Annotated in this window: 18 protein-coding genes; 3 read left to right on the forward strand and 15 right to left on the reverse strand. The window is 63.5% G+C overall.

Translation table 11 applies throughout. The annotated features are described in order from the left end of the window. The first annotated feature begins 241 nt into the window (after positions 1-241). Entirely contained in the window at positions 242-451 is a 210-nt protein-coding gene (locus tag SLT36_RS01250; protein ID WP_115729627.1) for a hypothetical protein, read from the forward strand. A 55-nt stretch (positions 452-506) separates the two neighbouring features. Here the strand turns inward: SLT36_RS01250 and SLT36_RS01255 are convergent, their stop codons facing one another. The 5 genes from SLT36_RS01255 to cysG are packed head-to-tail and all read right to left on the reverse strand — an operon-like array spanning position 507 to position 5,233. Then, positions 507-1,043 (reverse strand): DUF934 domain-containing protein, encoded by a 537-nt coding sequence (locus SLT36_RS01255; RefSeq protein ID WP_067954902.1) that lies wholly within the window; start codon positions 1,041-1,043, stop codon positions 507-509. Between the two features lie 12 nt (positions 1,044-1,055). Then, positions 1,056-1,814, reverse strand: coding sequence for a phosphoadenylyl-sulfate reductase (locus SLT36_RS01260; RefSeq protein ID WP_432285437.1), 759 nt, complete (start codon positions 1,812-1,814; stop codon positions 1,056-1,058). Further along, positions 1,789-3,459, reverse strand: a complete 1,671-nt coding sequence (locus SLT36_RS01265; protein ID WP_432285438.1) for a nitrite/sulfite reductase — start codon at positions 3,457-3,459, stop codon at positions 1,789-1,791. Before SLT36_RS01265 ends, SLT36_RS01260 begins: the two co-directional genes overlap by 26 nt. Positions 3,460-3,479: 20 nt before the next feature. Then, positions 3,480-3,785, reverse strand: coding sequence for a DUF2849 domain-containing protein (locus SLT36_RS01270; RefSeq protein WP_432285439.1), 306 nt, complete (start codon positions 3,783-3,785; stop codon positions 3,480-3,482). Then, positions 3,782-5,233 (reverse strand): siroheme synthase CysG, encoded by a 1,452-nt coding sequence (gene cysG, locus SLT36_RS01275; protein ID WP_432288208.1) that lies wholly within the window; start codon positions 5,231-5,233, stop codon positions 3,782-3,784. Before cysG ends, SLT36_RS01270 begins: the two co-directional genes overlap by 4 nt. A gap of 422 nt (positions 5,234-5,655) precedes the next feature. Between cysG and SLT36_RS01280 the strand changes: the two genes are divergently transcribed. Together SLT36_RS01280 and SLT36_RS01285 are read left to right on the forward strand one after the other, a co-directional pair. Beyond that, positions 5,656-6,105 carry a host attachment protein gene (locus SLT36_RS01280; protein WP_432285441.1) on the forward strand — a complete coding sequence of 150 codons (450 nt, stop codon included), beginning with the start codon at positions 5,656-5,658 and terminating at the stop codon, positions 6,103-6,105. A 192-nt stretch (positions 6,106-6,297) separates the two neighbouring features. Continuing rightward, entirely contained in the window at positions 6,298-8,109 is a 1,812-nt protein-coding gene (locus SLT36_RS01285; protein WP_432285443.1) for a cation:proton antiporter, read from the forward strand. 88 nt (positions 8,110-8,197) lie between these two features. Here SLT36_RS01285 and SLT36_RS01290 read toward each other — a convergent pair whose 3' ends face one another. The 10 genes from SLT36_RS01290 to SLT36_RS01335 form a co-directional block, all read right to left on the reverse strand. After that, the gene (locus tag SLT36_RS01290; protein WP_432285445.1) at positions 8,198-9,058 is read right to left on the reverse strand and encodes a hypothetical protein; all 861 of its coding nucleotides are present in this window, start codon (positions 9,056-9,058) and stop codon (positions 8,198-8,200) included. A 227-nt stretch (positions 9,059-9,285) separates the two neighbouring features. Further along, on the reverse strand, positions 9,286-9,831 hold the full coding sequence (locus SLT36_RS01295) for a DUF2865 domain-containing protein (protein WP_432285446.1): 546 nt from the start codon (positions 9,829-9,831) through the stop codon (positions 9,286-9,288). Positions 9,832-9,973: 142 nt separating this feature from the next. Continuing rightward, the gene (locus SLT36_RS01300; protein ID WP_432285448.1) at positions 9,974-10,927 is read right to left on the reverse strand and encodes a hypothetical protein; all 954 of its coding nucleotides are present in this window, start codon (positions 10,925-10,927) and stop codon (positions 9,974-9,976) included. Positions 10,928-11,130: 203 nt separating this feature from the next. Further along, the gene (locus SLT36_RS01305; protein ID WP_432285449.1) at positions 11,131-13,374 is read right to left on the reverse strand and encodes a transglycosylase domain-containing protein; all 2,244 of its coding nucleotides are present in this window, start codon (positions 13,372-13,374) and stop codon (positions 11,131-11,133) included. A gap of 174 nt (positions 13,375-13,548) precedes the next feature. After that, positions 13,549-13,782: a hypothetical protein gene (locus SLT36_RS01310; RefSeq protein ID WP_432285450.1), complete on the reverse strand. Its 234-nt coding sequence runs from the start codon at positions 13,780-13,782 to the stop codon at positions 13,549-13,551. Positions 13,783-13,971: 189 nt separating this feature from the next. Beyond that, the gene (locus tag SLT36_RS01315) at positions 13,972-14,172 is read right to left on the reverse strand and encodes a hypothetical protein (RefSeq protein WP_432285452.1); all 201 of its coding nucleotides are present in this window, start codon (positions 14,170-14,172) and stop codon (positions 13,972-13,974) included. A 36-nt stretch (positions 14,173-14,208) separates the two neighbouring features. Continuing rightward, a complete protein-coding gene (locus tag SLT36_RS01320) occupies positions 14,209-14,463 on the reverse strand; it encodes a hypothetical protein (RefSeq protein WP_432285454.1) in 255 nt (84 codons plus the stop codon). A gap of 83 nt (positions 14,464-14,546) precedes the next feature. Next, complete coding sequence (locus SLT36_RS01325; RefSeq protein WP_067954928.1) at positions 14,547-14,846, reverse strand: hypothetical protein; 300 nt, start codon at positions 14,844-14,846, stop codon at positions 14,547-14,549. A gap of 146 nt (positions 14,847-14,992) precedes the next feature. Continuing rightward, the gene (locus SLT36_RS01330; protein ID WP_432285455.1) at positions 14,993-15,610 is read right to left on the reverse strand and encodes a ribonuclease D; all 618 of its coding nucleotides are present in this window, start codon (positions 15,608-15,610) and stop codon (positions 14,993-14,995) included. Between the two features lie 76 nt (positions 15,611-15,686). Further along, positions 15,687-17,075, reverse strand: a complete 1,389-nt coding sequence (locus SLT36_RS01335; RefSeq protein WP_263005354.1) for a M20/M25/M40 family metallo-hydrolase — start codon at positions 17,073-17,075, stop codon at positions 15,687-15,689. Positions 17,076-17,189 lie beyond the last annotated feature (114 nt).

Here is a 17,189-nt window from a genome sequence, read left to right on the forward strand (position 1 = left end):
GTTTGGACACGTTCTAAGTTGCGCCCGATATCGAGGTTTGGGTGCCAAAAATCAAGGGGCAAGGGCCACCGGGACCGGATGCCGCGCCTTTGGCGCGCCCTTATCTTCAGTCCGGCCAGCGCCAGCCATTCAATGTTAATTCAAGTTTTACCATACAAGCCGACCATGTCTGCGGCGGGCAAGCAATCTGGGAACCATTTGCATCTGGCGGGAGTTTTGCCCGCGAACACAGGTTTCAATCATGTCCAGCGCACGCATCACCAAGACAGCAGCCAAGGTCGCAACGAACATCAGGCGAGAGCTTGCGTCCGAAAGCAATCTGCGCGTCCTGGAAGCGCTGCCTGCCTTCCAGGCAGACGAACAGCTGCCCAAGAAGCTGCGCCGCCTGCTCGACAGGCTCGATGCCGCCGAGCATGACAAGCCGCTTCGCAAGATGCTTGGCAGAAGCTAGCGCGCTGCGCACTTCAGTCCAGGGTTCCAGACTTTTTCCCGTCGCTCTGCGGCGCTCAGGTCGCGCTGCGGCGCCAGGAATACTTCGCGCCTTCCCCAGGCGTTGCCGCCGGCTTGGCGGTCGGTTGGTAGTAGAGCGGCAAGCCGCCGACCTGGCCGGCCTCGAGCCGTTTCAACAGCACTGGGTGCGACACCTCGAATTCGTTGAAGCCGACGCGCAACATGTGCGGCAACTGATCGATCAGCACCTGGCCGGTGGCGCGCACCACACCTTCGAAGTCGTGGCGGCTGCGCAGCAATTCGGCCTTGGAGAAGGACCGGCCGTCGTTGAAGGCCGGAAAGGCAAGCGCCACCAGCGACAAGTGGGCGAGATGGTCGATGATCTCCTCGAGCTGGTCGCCGGGCTGAAGCAGCACACCGAGACGTTCCTTTGCGGCTTCGCGCTGTTCGGCCGAAAGCTCGAGAAAGGCCTGAAGCGGCAGGATCACCCGGCTGTTGCCGGAAAGCGCGCTCGCATCCTCGGCATGGGTCCAGCCATCGTCCCTGAAGCCTTCTGGTGTCCAGAGGCGCGGCGCCGGTGTCGCTTCGGTCATGAAGAAGAATTCCTAAAGTGATGCGTCGGTCAGCGACTGTTCGAGACCCGAAAGATGGATGCCGCATTCGGTCTTGGCCTGTCCGGCCCAGCGTCCGCTGCGCGCGTCCTCGCCCGGTTTGACGATCTGCGTGCAGGGAAAGCAGCCGATCGAAAGGTAACCATAGGCGACCAGCGGGTTCTCGCGCAACGCATGCTTGCGCATGTAGTCGGCGAGGTCGGAAGTGGTCCAGCGCGCCAGCGGGTTGATGCGGAAGCGCGGGCCAACCTGCTCGAACACCGGCAGGGCCGCGCGCGTGGCGGCCTGGAAGCGCTTGCGGCCGGTGAACCAGGCCCGGAAAGGCTCGACGCCGCGCGCCATCGGCTCGACCTTGCGCACGTCGCAGCAGGCGTCGGTGCTCGTCTGGTGCAGATTGCCGGTCGGATCGATGCGGGCAAGTGTTGCCTCGTCGGGCGTGATGATGCGAATGTCGGTCAGGCCAAAATCGGCGGCCAGTGCATCGCGATAGTCGAGCGTCTCGCCGAAGTGCTTGCCGGTGTCGAGAAAGATCACCGGCAGCTTGCGGTCGACTTCGGCGATCATGTGCAGCAGCACGGCAGAATCCGCCCCGAAGGACGACACGGCCGCAATCTCGCCGACAAAGCGCTCGGTGGCAGCGCGCGCGATGACCTCGACGGGTGACAGGTGCCCGTAGAGCGCATCGAGCGCCGCAGCCTCTGCGAGAACCTGCGCTTCGGTCCCGGCGTCAGGCTGCCTTGGCTTCGCTAGCATAAAGCGCCTCCTTGAACGGCGCTGGGCCGACACGGCGATAGGCGTCGAGGAACTTTTCCGAACGGTCGAGGCGGATGCCGAGATAGGTCTCGACGATCGTCTCGATGGCGTCGGTGATCTCTTCCGGGCCGAAGCCGCGGCCAATGATCTCGCCGACCGAGGTGTGCTCGTCGGCCGAGCCGCCGAGCGTCACCTGGTAGAGTTCCGCGCCCTTCTTCTCGACGCCGAGGATACCGATATGGCCGACATGGTGGTGGCCGCAGGCATTGATGCAGCCGGAGATCTTGAGCTTCAGCTCGCCGATGTCGCGCTGGCGTTCCAGCGAGGCAAAACGCCTGGAGATTTCCTGAGCCACCGGGATCGATCGGGCGTTGGCCAGGGCGCAATAGTCGAGGCCCGGGCAAGCGATGATGTCGCTGATCAGGTTGGAGTTCGACGTCGCGAGCTCGATCGCCACCAGCGCGTCATAGACCGCCTTGAGGTCGGCGCGAGCGACGTGCGGCAGGATCAGGTTCTGCTCGTGGCTGACGCGGATTTCGTCGAAGCCATACTTTTCGGCGATGTCGGCCACCGCTTCCATCTGGCTGTCGGTGGCGTCGCCCGGCACTTCGCCGATGCCCTTGAGCGAGATCGTCACGGCGGCGTAGTCGGGGTTGCGGTGGGTGAAGACGTTCTGGTCGACCCAGTCGCCAAAACTCCTGGAATCGAGCCGTGCCAGCTTGACCGCCTCGTCGCCTTCCGGGCGTTCAGTCAGCGCCGGCGGCGCGAAATAGGACTGGATCGCGGCGACATCGGCCTCGGGCAGCCTGAGCTCGCCATCCTTCAGCGCCTGCCACTCATGCTCGACCTGGCGGATGATTTCGTCGACGCCGGTCTCATGGACCAAGATCTTGATGCGCGCCTTGTACTTGTTGTCGCGACGGCCGTGCAAATTGTACACGCGCAGGATCGCGGTGGTGTAGGACAAGAGGTGCTCTTCAGGCAGGAAGTCGCGGATTTTCTTGGCTACCATCGGCGTGCGGCCCTGGCCGCCACCGATATAGACGGCGAAGCCGAGCTCGCCCTTGTCGTTCTTCTTCAGATGCAGGCCGATGTCGTGGGTCTGGATGGCGGCGCGGTCGCGCTCGGCACCCGTGACTGCGATCTTGAACTTGCGCGGCAGATACGAGAACTCCGGATGCACCGACGACCACTGCCGCAGGATCTCGGCATAGGGACGCGGGTCGGCAGCCTCGTCGGCGGCAGCACCAGCGAAGTGATCGGCCGTGACATTGCGGATGCAATTGCCCGAGGTCTGGATGGCGTGCATCTCGACCGAAGCGAGGTCGGCGAGGATCGCCGGAATATCCGACAGTGCGGGCCAGTTGAACTGGATGTTCTGGCGCGTGGTGAAGTGGCCGTAGCCCTTGTCGTATTTGCGGGCGATGTGGCCCAGCATGCGCATCTGCTTTGAGCTCAGCGTGCCGTAAGGCACGGCGATGCGCAGCATGTAGGCGTGCAGCTGGAGATAGACGCCGTTCATCAGGCGCAGCGGCCGGAACTGATCCTCGGTGATCTCGCCGGCAAGGCGACGCTCGACCTGGTCGCTGAAATCGGCGACGCGGGCCTTCACGAAATCATGGTCGAACTCGTCGTAACGGTACATGGTCGTCTTCCGGTCTGTGTTCAGGCGGCGCCGGCGGCGGGCCGGGCTTGCTTGCCAAGGTCGAGGCGATTGCTGGGACCAGCGGCGCGGATGACCTCGCGCAGCCTGAGCGGCTGGATCGCACCGTTGACGACGCTGACGTCGATGAGGTTGACGTCAACGACTTCGTTGTTGTCGTAGGCGGCCTTGCCGATCGCCTCCAGGCGAGCTTCGCCGACCTTGTCGCCGACGGTCTCGGCGACATCGATTGTCTCTGCCCAGGTACCGTCGGCCGCGAACCACACGGCCTCGCCGTCGGTCAGCCTGTTGGCGGTAAGGATTTTCATGCCCTGCTTCCTTCGAGCGCCGCGCGGGCGGCCTGTTCGTGCCTGTGTGCCGCGAGCGGCTCGGAAAGTTCAAAATTGGCGCCGGCGACCGCATCGCCGATGATCGTCATGACCGGGCCGTCGAGATCGCTGCGCGTTTCGAGCGACGGCAGGTCGGCGAGCGTGCCGTGAAAGCGGCGGCGGTTCTTCAGGCTGGCGTTCTCGACGACGGCCACCGCCGTATCGGGCGACAGCCCGGCGTCGATCAGGCGGCCGGCGACGTCGGCGGCGACCGAGCGGCCCATATAGACGGCGACCGTCGCGCCTGAGATGGCGAGTTTGGCCCAGTCGGGCAGCGAACCGCCCTTGAGGTCGTGGCCTGTCGTGAACACCATCGAGGAGGTGACGCCGCGCAGCGTCAGCGGCAATTCGAAGTCGGCGGCGGCGGCGAAGGCCGAGGTAACGCCCGGCACGACCTCGTAAGACACGCCGGCATCGCGCATCGCCTGCATTTCCTCGCCGGCCCGGCCGAACACCAGCGGGTCGCCCGACTTGAGGCGGACGACGCGCTTGCCGGCCAAAGCCAGCTCGACGAGCAGGTCATTGATCTCGGATTGGGTCTTGGAGTGGCAGCCCTTGCGCTTGCCGACCGGCAGGCGCTCGGCATCGCGACGGCCCATCGAGATCACAGCCTCGGGAACCAGCGCGTCATGGACGATGACGTCGGCTTCCATCAAAAGGCGGTGGGCGCGCAGCGTCAGAAGATCCTCGGCGCCGGGACCGGCGCCGACGAGCGCAACGTGACCCTTGACCGTGCCTTTCTGCAGCAAAAGCTCGGTCGCCGCGTCATAAGCCTCGGCAAGCTGGCCGTTGTCGAGCGCACGCGCCGGCGCACCTTCGAAGAATTCGCGCCAGAAGCTGCGGCGGACATTGCCCCTGGGCAGCAGGCGTTCGACGGCGTCGCGGAAGCCGGCGCCAAGCGTCGCCAACGCGCCGAGCTGCGGCGACAGCATGCGGTCGACGCGGGCGCGGATCATCTGGGCCAGGACAGGCCCTGCCCCTTCGGTGCCGATGGCAACGGCGACCGGCGCACGATTGACCAGAGCGGGGGTAAAGAAATCGCAGAGCTCGGGACGGTCGACGGCGTTGACCGGAATGCCCAGTTCACGCGCATCGACAGAGATGCGGCGGTCGAGCGCCTCGTCGCCGGTCGCAGCGAACACCATCACGGCGCGCTCGATCAGCGAGGCGTCATAAAGCGCATGGATGCGGGTCGCGCCGTTGGCGGCGATCCAGTCGCGCAGATGCGGCTCGACATGGTCGGCGATGATGCGGATTTCGGCGCTCGACTGGGTAAGCAAACGGGCCTTTGCCAGCGCCTCGTCGCCACCGCCGACGATGACCACGGCTTCGCCTTCGACCTTGAGGAAGATCGGGAATGCGTTGAGCTTGGCGGCGGCTGGGGTCATGACGCAGGGTTCCGGAATGTCTGCCATTTTTAGCCGCCCTTGCTGCGCTGCAGAAGAAATGCACTCGCGCGCGCCGAGAAGGGAGGCAATCGCTTTTGCCCGCCCTGATGGCCCAAGAGAAAATTATTCCAACTGCTGGTCGACGCACATGTTTCCGAGCTACGCCTGCGACAATGCCCGCAAATGTCAGGCTGACAGCCCGCAGCCCTTGAAATCGCCGGAGTTACAAGGGTTGGCGATGCCCCACTTGTGCCGAGACGCGGTACCCGAACCGAAAAGCCGCCCGGATGCGTTTTTCCTAATTTCTACTAAGTTAGTAGAATTAAGCGTGACGGCGCTCATTCCTCGATTTGCCACTTGTCCGGAACATCCATCAACCGTCGACGTTCCGCAAAAGGGGCTGACAGCAGAAGGAGCACGACATGACCCAGCTCAAACTGAAGCACGGCATCTGGGTGCTGGTAGCGGATGGCGAAAAGGCGCTGTTCCTGAAGAACCGGGGCGACACCAAATACCCCAACCTCGAGGTCGTGCGCGAGATGGAGCAGGACAACCCGCCGACGCGCGAACAGGGCAGCGATCGTCCCGGCCGCTACAGCGACGGGCCCTCCATCCACCGCAGCGCCGTCGACGACACCGACTGGCACCGTATCGCCAAGGAGCGCTTCGCCGACGAGATCGCTGCCCGGCTGTACACATTCGCCCATGCCGGCGATTTCCGCGAGATCATCCTGGTGGCACCGCCGCTGGTGCTCGGCGAGTTGCGCAAGAAGCTGCACAAGGAGGTCGACGAGCGCGTTGCGGCGGAGGTCGCCAAGACGCTGACCAATCACAGCGTCAGCGACATCGAGACCATCCTGATGGCGGCCTGATCCCCGCCGTCGTTCAGAAATCCAGTTCCTTGCGTGCCGGCAGCGATTGCCGGCACTTTTCTTGATATCGGCCAAGTTTCTTGGCCGCTTAGGGTTGCGCATGCGAGCCTGCGTCCACCATATTGGAAATGCAGCGGATTTCGCCGCTGCACCCCAAAACAATGCTCATTTTCGAAAGGTGCCGCCGGGACAATGCCGCATGACACGCCCCTCATCGCAACCATCGTCGCCGGTCTGGGGCTGGCATTCATCTTCGGCGCGCTCGCCAATCGCTTCAAGGTTCCGCCGCTCGTCGGCTATCTGATCGCCGGCGTGCTGGTCGGGCCGAACACGCCCGGCTTCGTCGCCGACCAGGAGCTGGCGCTAGAGCTCGCCGAGATCGGCGTCATCCTGCTGATGTTCGGCGTTGGCCTGCATTTCTCGCTCAAGGACCTGCTCTCCGTCCGCGCCATTGCGGTGCCCGGCGCAATCGTCCAGATTGCCTTTGCTACAGCACTTGGCGCCGGCCTTGCCTGGATGCTCGGCTGGTCGCTTGGCGCCGGCCTCGTCTTCGGCCTGGCGCTCTCGGTCGCCTCTACCGTCGTGCTTTTGCGCGCGCTGCAGGAGCGGCGGATGATCGAGACCGAACGCGGCCGCATCGCCGTCGGCTGGCTGATCGTCGAAGATCTGGCGATGGTGCTGGCGCTGGTGCTGCTGCCCGCGCTTGCCGGCGTACTTGGCGGCGAAGCTCAGACGACCGAGGCTCCCAACATCCTTGCCCTGCGCTTCGATTTCGGCGTCTGGGGCGTCATCGGCCTGACGTTGGCCAAGGTCGCGGCCTTCGTCGTGGTCATGATGGTCGTCGGCCGCCGGGTCATCCCGTGGGTTCTGCACTACGTCGCCCACACCGGCTCGCGCGAACTCTTCCGCCTGTCGGTGCTGGCGATCGCGCTCGGCGTCGCCTTCGGGGCCGCCAAGCTGTTCGGCGTGTCGCTGGCGCTGGGCGCATTCTTCGCCGGCATGATCATGAGCGAATCCGAGCTCAGCCATCAGGCGGCGGAGGAAACCCTGCCGCTGCGCGACGCGTTTTCGGTGCTGTTCTTCGTTTCGGTCGGCATGTTGTTCGACCCGACCAGCCTGTTCAGCAACACCTGGCCGATCCTCGCCACGCTGTTCATCATCATCATCGGCAAGTCGGTCGCCGCCTTCCTGATCGTGATTGCCTTCGGCTATCCGGTCGCCACCGCGCTGATCATCTCGGCGAGCCTGGCGCAGATCGGCGAGTTCTCGTTCATCCTCGCCGAACTCGGCGTCGGGCTGGGCCTGTTACCCGAAAAGGGCCGCGACCTGATCCTTGCCGGCGCCATCCTGTCGATCGTGCTCAATCCGGTGGTCTTTGCAGGCGTCGGGCGGCTGAAGCCGTGGCTGGAGAAGCGCTCGGGCAAGGTACCGGAGGCTGTCGAAGTCGTGCCGATCGGCCCGGCCACGGAGCCCGGTGAAGTTGCCACGACAACCCAGGTGGCGGCAACCACGGTCGACGATGACGTCCCGCCGCCGACCAAACTCACCGACCACACCATCCTGATCGGCTACGGCCGCGTCGGCTCGCTCGTCGGCCAGTCGCTCAAGGACGCCGGCCTGCCTTTCCTGGTCATCGAGGACTCGGACAAGACCATCGCCAGGCTGATGGCAGAAGGCGTCGAGACTGTCGCCGGCAACGCGGTCAAGGGCGAGGTGTTCGGCGCGGCCAATGCTGCCGGCGCCAGGCGTCTGATCCTGGCCATTCCCAATGCCTTCGAGGCCGGCCAGATCGTGCTCAAGGCCAAGGCCGCCAACCCCGGCATGCTGATCATCGCTCGTGCCCATTCCGACGCCGAGGTCGAGCACCTGACCGGGCTCGGCGCCGACAAGGTGATCATGGGCGAGCGCGAGATCGCCCGCGGCATCGTCGAACAGGTCCTGGATGGTTCGGCGAGGCCGCCTACCAGCGATCCGGAGCCCGACGCCCCGCCGGCGGCAGCCTGAACCGGTCGAACCCAGTTTCTCCAAGACAAAAAATGGCCGCGCAATCGCGCGGCCTTTTTTGTTGGTTGGTTTGGCGGCCTATGCAGCATCAGCCTCCGAAGGGGAGCGGCATAATAAAGTTAGGCTGATAGGTGTCCATCGTCGCGCCGTTGCGATCTTCATCGATGAGCGTGGTGCTGCCGAAGCTGGCGCGGAGCCCAACCATCAGCTTGTGCGAGTCGAGGCTATCCGTACCCGGGCCGCCCTCCGAGAACGAGATGTTCTCATACTGATAGCGCCCAAATACCGACCACGGCGTACCGTCGAAACGGTAGGTGGCCTGCAGCGCAGCGGCGATGGTGTCAAAGTCAGCCGAATCGCCACCGACGCTCAAATGGGTGCGATGGAAGCCAAGCTCGCCGTCGAAGCGCAGATTGTCCTGTGCGAAGTAGCGAACCACGCCGCGAATGCCCATGAGGTCGACATCGAAGGGCAAGAAATCGGCTTCCAGGCCACCGTAGTAGGCCTGCGCGTAGAGCGTCATGTTGCCGAAATAGGCCTGAGCCTCGGGACCGACCTTCCAGTCCCAGATATCCGCGTCAAGGCCGCTAGAGGAGCCATAGGTGTTGGCCTGGACGAAACCACCAAAGGCATAGGAAGCCGGGTCGCGCCAGAACAGGTGCGCGGCACCGCCGACGCCGTGGAGGCTCTCGCCGTCCTGGCCGACGGCATCGACCGTAAAGTCGCCCTGGGCGTTCCAGCGATCGGCAAATGGCACGTTGATGCGCGCCGCACCACCGGCTGCCCACAGGGTCTCGTCGGAGAATTCGCTGATCCACAACCCGCCGCCATAGATCTGGCCGTAGCCGGAGACCTGGCGGACGGTTTCCTCGACCGGTTGCGTCGGGTCGGCGGCGAAAGCCGGCGTCGCGAGCACGACGAGCCCGGCGGCAGCGAGCAGTTTCTTCATGGATAGCCCCTCGTCAAAAAATGCGATGCAGCATTTCATATCGCTAATTTACGCAAGGAAAAGGTAACAGAACCCGACCAAGCACAACCCTGGCTGGTTTTCCGGCGACAGTGATACATTGCAGCAACAGGCGGTCAGACCGGCGCGCCCTTGCCCGCTCCAAGCTACCCCCTTGCGGACCTCCGGGGCAGACATCTTGGCGACGCCAAGCGCGCAGAGATGACGACTCAGCGCGAAAAGGCTGAAGCGAACCGGCCCTCCTCTAATTCAGCAGGAACGGCACCCCGACGATGCGGACCTTGCGCGTCGTCGCCAGCGCTTCGAGTACGAAATCGGTGACGGTACCGTCGAGAAACAGTTCGGGCTTGGCTTGCGGCAGCGGGATCACCGCCGCCCCCATATTCTTTGGGATTACCGTCCGCCCGCCCGCATCTCGCCGGCGCGGCGATATAGCGTGGCAGGTCGCAGCCGTGGGAATCGGCCATTTCGCGATAAGCGAAAGCAGACGGCAGGTCCCTGTAGGACTGGCGCGTCCCCACCGAAGCCATCTCCTCGGTTTCACGACCGATGTCGTCGAGCTCGTAGACGTCCATAGCCTTGTCGTTGCAGATGTAGCGGCAACGATCGAGCGTGTTGTCGTAGTGGCCGGCATTGACGAACTGGGCGTTGGGCGCCGGAAAATAGTACCCGTCCTTGAGCCGCACGCAGTAGAGCATCGCCTGCCCGGCATATGACAGGGGCCTGTCCGACTTGCGCCGGTCTGCGCGCACCATCTGGCTGCAGCCCAATGCCGACATACGCGCCCTGATCGCAGCGCCGTTGCCTCGGCGCGGTGCGGCCTGGATTTCGCGCTCGACGGCGACAGCTCGCAGCGAGCGAGCCGCCCCGTGAGGCTGCGGCGAGTGGTTTCGGCAGTCAAAGTATGTTGAGTGAGATATCGACCCGGAGGAGTTGAGTCCCGTCCTTGCTCCAAGTCGAAGCCGAATTCATTCCATAGGGGATCGAACCAAACAGCCGTCGAAATACCCCGCGTGTCGGAAATTTCGGACCATTCTTGCGGATAGAGTAGGAGCCATGAACATGCTGTGTGCCGTCATAACTGATGTTTGGACGTGCGCTGCTGAACGACTTGGGCACGGTGAAGCCTTGGGCTTCGAACCATTTCGTTGCATGCGAAATGTTTTTGTAGGAAGCAAGAAGCCTGAACATGCAGACCTCGGCCTCACTCACGTTGTTGATGCGATCCCAATCCATCTGCTCAAGGTAATTTGGGGAGGCCTTATCGGCGTTCCTCGACAGGCAGGATGCCACGTCGGGAAAATCCATCAACGCCACCTTCCGAGCTGCGGACATCTTCCGCGAAGGCACGGGCGGCGTTCCCAAGCCGGGTTCGCTTACGTAGCTTACCCACAGCAGTTTTCCTCCATAGTAGCTGTAGCTCACGGCTTGGGCAGCAAAATAGGCAACGACTGCGTAAGCGACATAGGTTCCGGGCTTGAACCCCGGCTGACTCCTTTGTTCACGCCAAGCCGAAATCCGGTCGCCCGCCGACTTACCGGCCGACAGCCAGTAAAAGTAGCCTGCGGCCGCCGCCGAAACCGCCGCAGCCAGCAAGTTTGCTCGCCCCAGGAACAGCCCTCCGGCTATCCAGACGAGAAAGTAGGGCCACTGCTTTTGCACACCGCGCAGTTCCATGATGGTGAGCATGAAAAGCAATGGCGCAGCACCAAAGAAGACGTACGCTGGCGCACGAAATACAACGCCCCACCACAGCGCGTGTAATGGGAAGCCATTTGCGACAGGCAGTGCGTCTACGAACTCAAACAATGCGGCAAAGATCACGATCCCCATGACGGCGCAAAATGCCATACGGAGAACTCGGAGCAATATCGTCATAACAGCCCCATGAAATATTCGATATTCTGAAGACTCATAACATCAAATGAATACTTGACCGATAGTCAACAACAATCGTCGGAGATATTTCCGGAAAGCATCGTGACCGACAGACATCCGCGCACGGCTGTTGCGAACGTCACAGACATAAGCAGATCATCAGGGATTTGGAGTGCCTAGTTCCCCAGAAGCACGTCCAGGATCGACGTCTCACGGCGCTGGGTCGGACCGCCGACTTCGCCGGGAGGAACCGGGCGGCCGCCGCCAACATCTGCGGGGGGCACGGGTCGGCCGATCGAGGCTGTGGGTTGGTCCTGCCGGATGTTGACGGCGCCGACCTGCTGCTTGGCCGGCTTCGGTGCCGGCGGGAAGGTGTTCTCGTCCATTTGCTGGGCCGGCTGGTCGTCTACGGCGACGTCAGGTGCCCCGCTGCCCGGTGTCCACGAGCCAGGAAGCGCCGCCATCGGTACGCCCTCATGGGCGGCAACCATGAATTCATGCCAGGCCAGCGCCGGAAGCGCGCCGCCGGTGACCTTCTTCATCGGCTTGCCGTCGTCATTGCCGAACCACACGCCGGTGGTCAGGTTGGCGGTGAAGCCGACGAACCAGGCATCGCGCGAGTTCTGGCTGGTGCCGGTCTTGCCGGCCGCCGGCCAGGCAAAGGCCGCCTTCTTGGCGGTGCCCTCCTCGACCGCGCCGGTCATCATCGCATTCATCATGCCGACGACTTCGGGACTGATGACGCGCGGGCCGCCTCCAGCCGTGTTCTCGTAAAGAACCTTGCCTTCGGTGGTGGTGACGCGGCGGATTATGTGCACCTCGGGTCGGTAGCCACCATTGGCGAAAGGCACGTAGGCAGCGGTCAGCTCGAGCGGGGTCACCTCGGATGTGCCGAGCGAGATCGAGACATTGGGCTGCAGTTCGGATTCGATGCCCATGCGATGCGCCGCCTCGACGACGGCGTTGGGGCCGACTTCCATGGCAAGCTGTGCCGCCACCGAGTTCAGCGATTTCGCCAGTGCGGTCTTCAGCGTCACCCGGCCATAATATTTGCCGTTGTAGTTTTCCGGCGTCCACTTGCCGATCTTGATCGGCGCGTCATTGCGCATGCTGTCGGGCGTGCGGCCCTGCTCGAGTGCCGCCATATAGACGAAGGGCTTGAACGCCGAGCCCGGTTGGCGCCGCGCCTCGGAGGCGCGGTCGAACTGGCTGGTGGCATAGTCGTAGCCGCCGACCATGGCGCGCACGGCACCGGTATTGTCGATCGACACCAGCGCGCCCTGGCTGACATTCAGCTTCTGGCCGTTCTCGTCGACGAGCCGCCGGATCGATTTTTCGGCAATCTCCTGCAGCGTCATGTCGACTGTCGTGTCGACGACGATGTCCGACTGCACTTCGCCGATGAGCTCGGGCAACTCCTGCATGACGCGGTCGGCGACGTAGTTTTCCGAACCGGTCCAGAACGAGGCGACACGGGTCGCCGGCGCATTCATTGCGTTGGCAAGTTCCTTGTCGCCGATCATGCCCTGGTCGCGCATGGCAGAAAGGACCAGTTGGGCGCGGTCGCCCGCAGCCTTGGGATCGCGTGCCGGCGACAGGCGCGACGGCGCCTTGAGCAGGCCGGCCAGAAGTGCCGCCTCGGCCAATGTCACGTCGCGCGAGGACTTGCCGAAATAGCGCCGCGAGGCGGCTTCCACGCCATAAGAACCGGAGCCGAAAAACACCCGGTTGAGATACATCTCAAGGATCTGGTCCTTGGTGTGCTTCTGCTCCAACCACATCGCCAGGAGCACTTCCTGGACCTTGCGCTCCAAGGTGCGGTCGGGCTTCAGGAACAGGTTCTTGGCCAGCTGCTGGGTCAGCGTCGAGCCGCCCTGGGTGAAGCGGCCATTGAGGAACCGCGTCGACACGGCACGCGCCAGGCCGATCGGGTCGAAGCCGAAATGCGAATAGAAGCGCTTGTCCTCGATCGCGATCACGGCTTGCGGGATGTAGGGCGACATCTGGTGCAGGCCGACGGCCTCGCCACCGGTCATGCCGCGATTGGCGACAAGCTGGCCGTCGACGCCGACGATCTTGATGTTGGGCGAGCGGTCGGGAATGGCCCAGGTGGTGGCACTGGGCATCTTGGCGCCGTAGTAGACGACGATGCCGGCGGCGGCGATGCCGCCCCAGATGGCGAGGACGAAGCACCAGTAGACAAGGCGGCCGAAGATGCCGAACAGGCCGCGCTTCGGCTTGCGCGAGCGGCTGCGGCCGCGTTCAGGCGCGCGGGCCTTGGATGCTTTGCGCTTGGCGGGCTGTTTGCGGCGGCTGGGCACGACGCGGTCCTCCTCGCGCACCGAAAAGACGTCGTCCTCCGCATCATTGCGCGGTCCATCGAAGCTGGGCTCGATGCGTCTGTCGTTCCGGTTCGCCATACCTGTTTGTCCGGCCCCCATGCCAATGGCGTTCCGGTTGGACAGTAAATGCGGCGATTTAAGGAGGCATTAAACAACCAATGCCGCAGCCTGTGGGCAAAGCATGGCTGTTGCCCTGCAAAACGGCAAAACCGCCGTTCATCCGAACGGCGGCTGCCACGCACGCAAGGGCGATCAACCCGGGATCGGATCGTTCGGACGCGGGTCGTTCGGCTTGTCGGGGCGGTCGGGCTTGTCGCTGCCCTTGTAGCAGGGGCTCGACGGATCGTTCTTGTTGCAGCAATTGCTGCTCTGCAGGTAGCGCGGATCCTTCGGCTTCCATTCGCAGCGGCGGATTTCGGTCGACTGACACGCGGTCACCGCCGAAGCGGCGACGACGGCCAGGATGATGTTGCGGAATGCACTCATGGTTCTCTCCTTTGAAATGAATTTCCCACCTCACGAGACTGGGTCGCAGCAGGAGGGGAAATGGTTCAAAGGAGATTAGCGATTATTTGCGCGGCCCTGGATCTTGCCGAAAGTCAGCGCATCCGCGCCGATGATCGCGCGGCGCTGGAACGGATGGAGGACGGCCTGGAAAGCAGCGCTTGCCGCTGCTTACGGTCCGATCGTCTTGTTGAGGGCAGCCGAAATCCGCTCCCGCAGCATCTCGGCGATGTCGGTGTCCATATGCAGGCGAACACGGCCGCCGCGGGCATCGACGAGCGTCACGGCGACACCGTCCAGCGTATCATCCCCAGCGGCCTCGACGGCCGCCACCATGAACTGATGTTCGTTGCGATCGGGTTTTTCGGCCATGGCTAAGCTCCCTGGCTGGCGGACCCGATCATACGCCTATTCGTCGTCTTCGTCGCTGCCGCCTGCCTTGGCCGCCCAGGAATGCGGGCTGATGCGTTTCTGGGTGTCGCTGTCGACATAGGCCCACCAGCCAGCGTCGCTGTCGTCCCATTGCCCGCCTGATGCCTTCAGGCGGTCCAGCGAGCGGTACTGCGCAACCGATTCATTTTCCTGGCCGTCGCGGTCGGTCCAGTAGACCGTAACCTTGGAGCCATCGGTAGGTGCGTAAGCGATCGGCAGTTTGGCGCTCATCTGGGTCTCTCGATTGCTGCTGGCGGATTGCTGGCCAACGATAGACGACCGCGCGGCCCGGTAAAGCCACGCGGCGGCAAAAGTCAGCGACGGCTGAGCAGGGCAGCGACAAGGCCGAATACGGCGACACCGACGAGCGCCGTCGTCATCGGATTGTCCTGAGCGGTTTTCTGCGCCACGCGCGCCTGCTTGCGCATCGCCGGCAAGGCATCGGTGAAGCGGTCGTACAAACCTTCGTAAAGCTCGGAAGCGCTTTCACGGCTGTCGGCAAGGGCTGCGGAACCGCGCTTGGACATCGCCTTTGTCAGCGACGCGACCTGCTTGGTCAGCTGAGACACCTGTTCTTCGAGGTCGGCCTGGATTTCTTCACGGGTGGAAGCCATTCGGATGCGTCCTTTCATCTGGTACGCACCCCAAACGGCTCAGGCGGGCTGTTGTTCCCTCGAAGAGCATCACAGGCAACTCGCCAGCCCGGCCGCCTGAAACGACCACCAGGCTGGATCATTCACCATATCAGGACCTTAGAAACTCAGCTGTGGGCGAAGATGTCTTCTTCGTCCCAGCCCATCAGATCGAGTTTGGCGCGGGTGGGCAGGAAGCGGAAGCAGGCCTCGGCCTCCCTGGTGCGGCCATCGCGCTCCAGCCGGCTGGCCAACACATCGCGCAAGCGATGCAGGTAGAGCACGTCGGATGCGGCGTATTCGAGCTGCTCCGGCGACAGCGTCTCGGCGGCCCAGTCCGACGACTGCTGCTGCTTCGACAGCGACACGCCCAAAAGCTCGTTGCAGATGTCCTTGAGACCGTGGCGGTCAGTGTAGGTGCGGACCAGGCGTGAGGCAATCTTGGTGCAGAACACCGGCTCGGCCATCACGCCGAAGGCATTGTAGAGCACGGCGATGTCGAAGCGGCCGAAATGGAACAGCTTGGTCACCTTGCGGTTCTTGAGCAGCGCTGTGAGGTTCGGCGCCTTCTTCTGGCCTGGCGCGATCTGGATGACGTCGGCGGTGCCGTCGCCCGGCGAAATCTGGACGACGCAAAGGCGGTCGCGATGCGGGTTCAGGCCCAGCGTCTCGGTGTCGATGGCAACGGCATCGACGTCGTAGTGCTGGAGGTCGGGAAGGTCGTGCTTGTGAAAGCGGATGGTCATGCGTGTCTCCGATCGCGGCTTGGCAACTCAGTTGCCGCGATCGGAGGAAAAATCAATAGAAACCTCGGTTTCTGGCTCACTTGCGCGTCAGCGCCTCAAGAATACGCGCCCAGGAGCGCTGGCCCTTGTGGAACGAGGCCAGATCGTATTTCTCGTTCGGCGAGTGGATGCGGTCGTCAGGCAAAGCGAAACCAACAAGCAAAGACTCCATGCCGAGGAAGCTCTGGAAATCGCCGACGATCGGGATCGAGCCACCCATGGCGAGCATCACCGCCGGCTTGGGCCACTCGTCCGACAGCGCATCCTTGGCCTTTGCCAGGAACGGCGAGTCGTAGGACAGCTGGATTGCCGGCCCGGCGCCATGCTCGTGGAACTCGACGCTGCAATCGGCCGGAATGCGCGCCTTCACGAAGTCGCGGAAGGCGGCACGGATCTTGTCGGGGTTCTGCTTGTGCACGAGGCGGAACGACACCTTGGCCGACGCTTCGGCGGCGATGACGGTCTTGAAGCCCTTGCCGGTGTAGCCGCCTGATATGCCGTTGAACTCGGCGGTCGGACGGGCCCAGACCAGCTCGAGGATCGACCGGCCCTTCTCGCCCGAAGGGATCGACAGACCGATCTCGCCGAGGAAGTTTTCCGCCGTCTCGCCGAGCGTTTCCCACGACTTCAGCACCTGCGAGGGCGTCTCCTCGACGCCGTCATAAAAGCCGGGAATGGTGACGCTGCCATTGTCGTCATGGATGGCTGCCAGCACCTTGGACAGGATGCGCACCGGATTGGCGGCGGCACCGCCATATTCACCCGAATGCAGGTCGCGGTCGGCGGCCTTGACGATCACCTCCTCGCCGACGAGGCCGCGCAGGCCGACGCAGATGGCGGGCGTCTGGCGATCCCACATGCCGGTGTCGCAGACCATGGCGAAGTCGGCCTTCAGTTCCTCGGCATTGGCCTCGAGGAACGGCTTGAGCGAGGGTGAGCCTGACTCCTCCTCGCCCTCGAACAGAAGCGTGATCCTGCATGGGAGACCGCCATGCACCTCTTTCCAGGCGCGGCAGGCCTCGACGAACAACATCAGCTGTCCCTTGTCGTCGGACGAACCGCGGCCGGTGATGACCTTGATGCCGCCTGCGATCTCCTTGATCTTGGGATCGAAAGGATCGTCTTCCCAGAGGTTAAGCGGGTCGACCGGCTGCACGTCGTAGTGGCCGTAGAACAGTACATGCGGCGAGCCGGCGGGGCCGTCGTGATGGGCGACCACCATCGGATGACCTGGCGTGTCGCGCACGCTGGCGTCGAAGCCGATGGTCTTGAGGTCGGCGACCAGCCATTCGGCGGCCTTGCGGCAGTCGCCTGCGAAGGCCGGGTCGGTGGAGATCGACTTGAGGCGGAGCAGCTCGAACAGGCGCTCCAGGCTCTGGTCGAGATTCTTGTCGAGGCGATCGAGAACGGGTGCGACAACGGACATTGGGGTGCCTTTCGATTCTTCTGGCGCGCAACCTAGTGGGCCGATGTGAAAACGAAAAGGCGGCAGGATTGGGCCAGCGGTCAACGCTGCGAAAGCTCTCTGGCAAGCGGACAA

The sequence above is a fragment of the Aminobacter sp. BA135 genome (genome assembly GCF_050859125.1).
Lineage (GTDB): Bacteria > Pseudomonadota > Alphaproteobacteria > Rhizobiales > Rhizobiaceae > Aminobacter > Aminobacter ciceronei.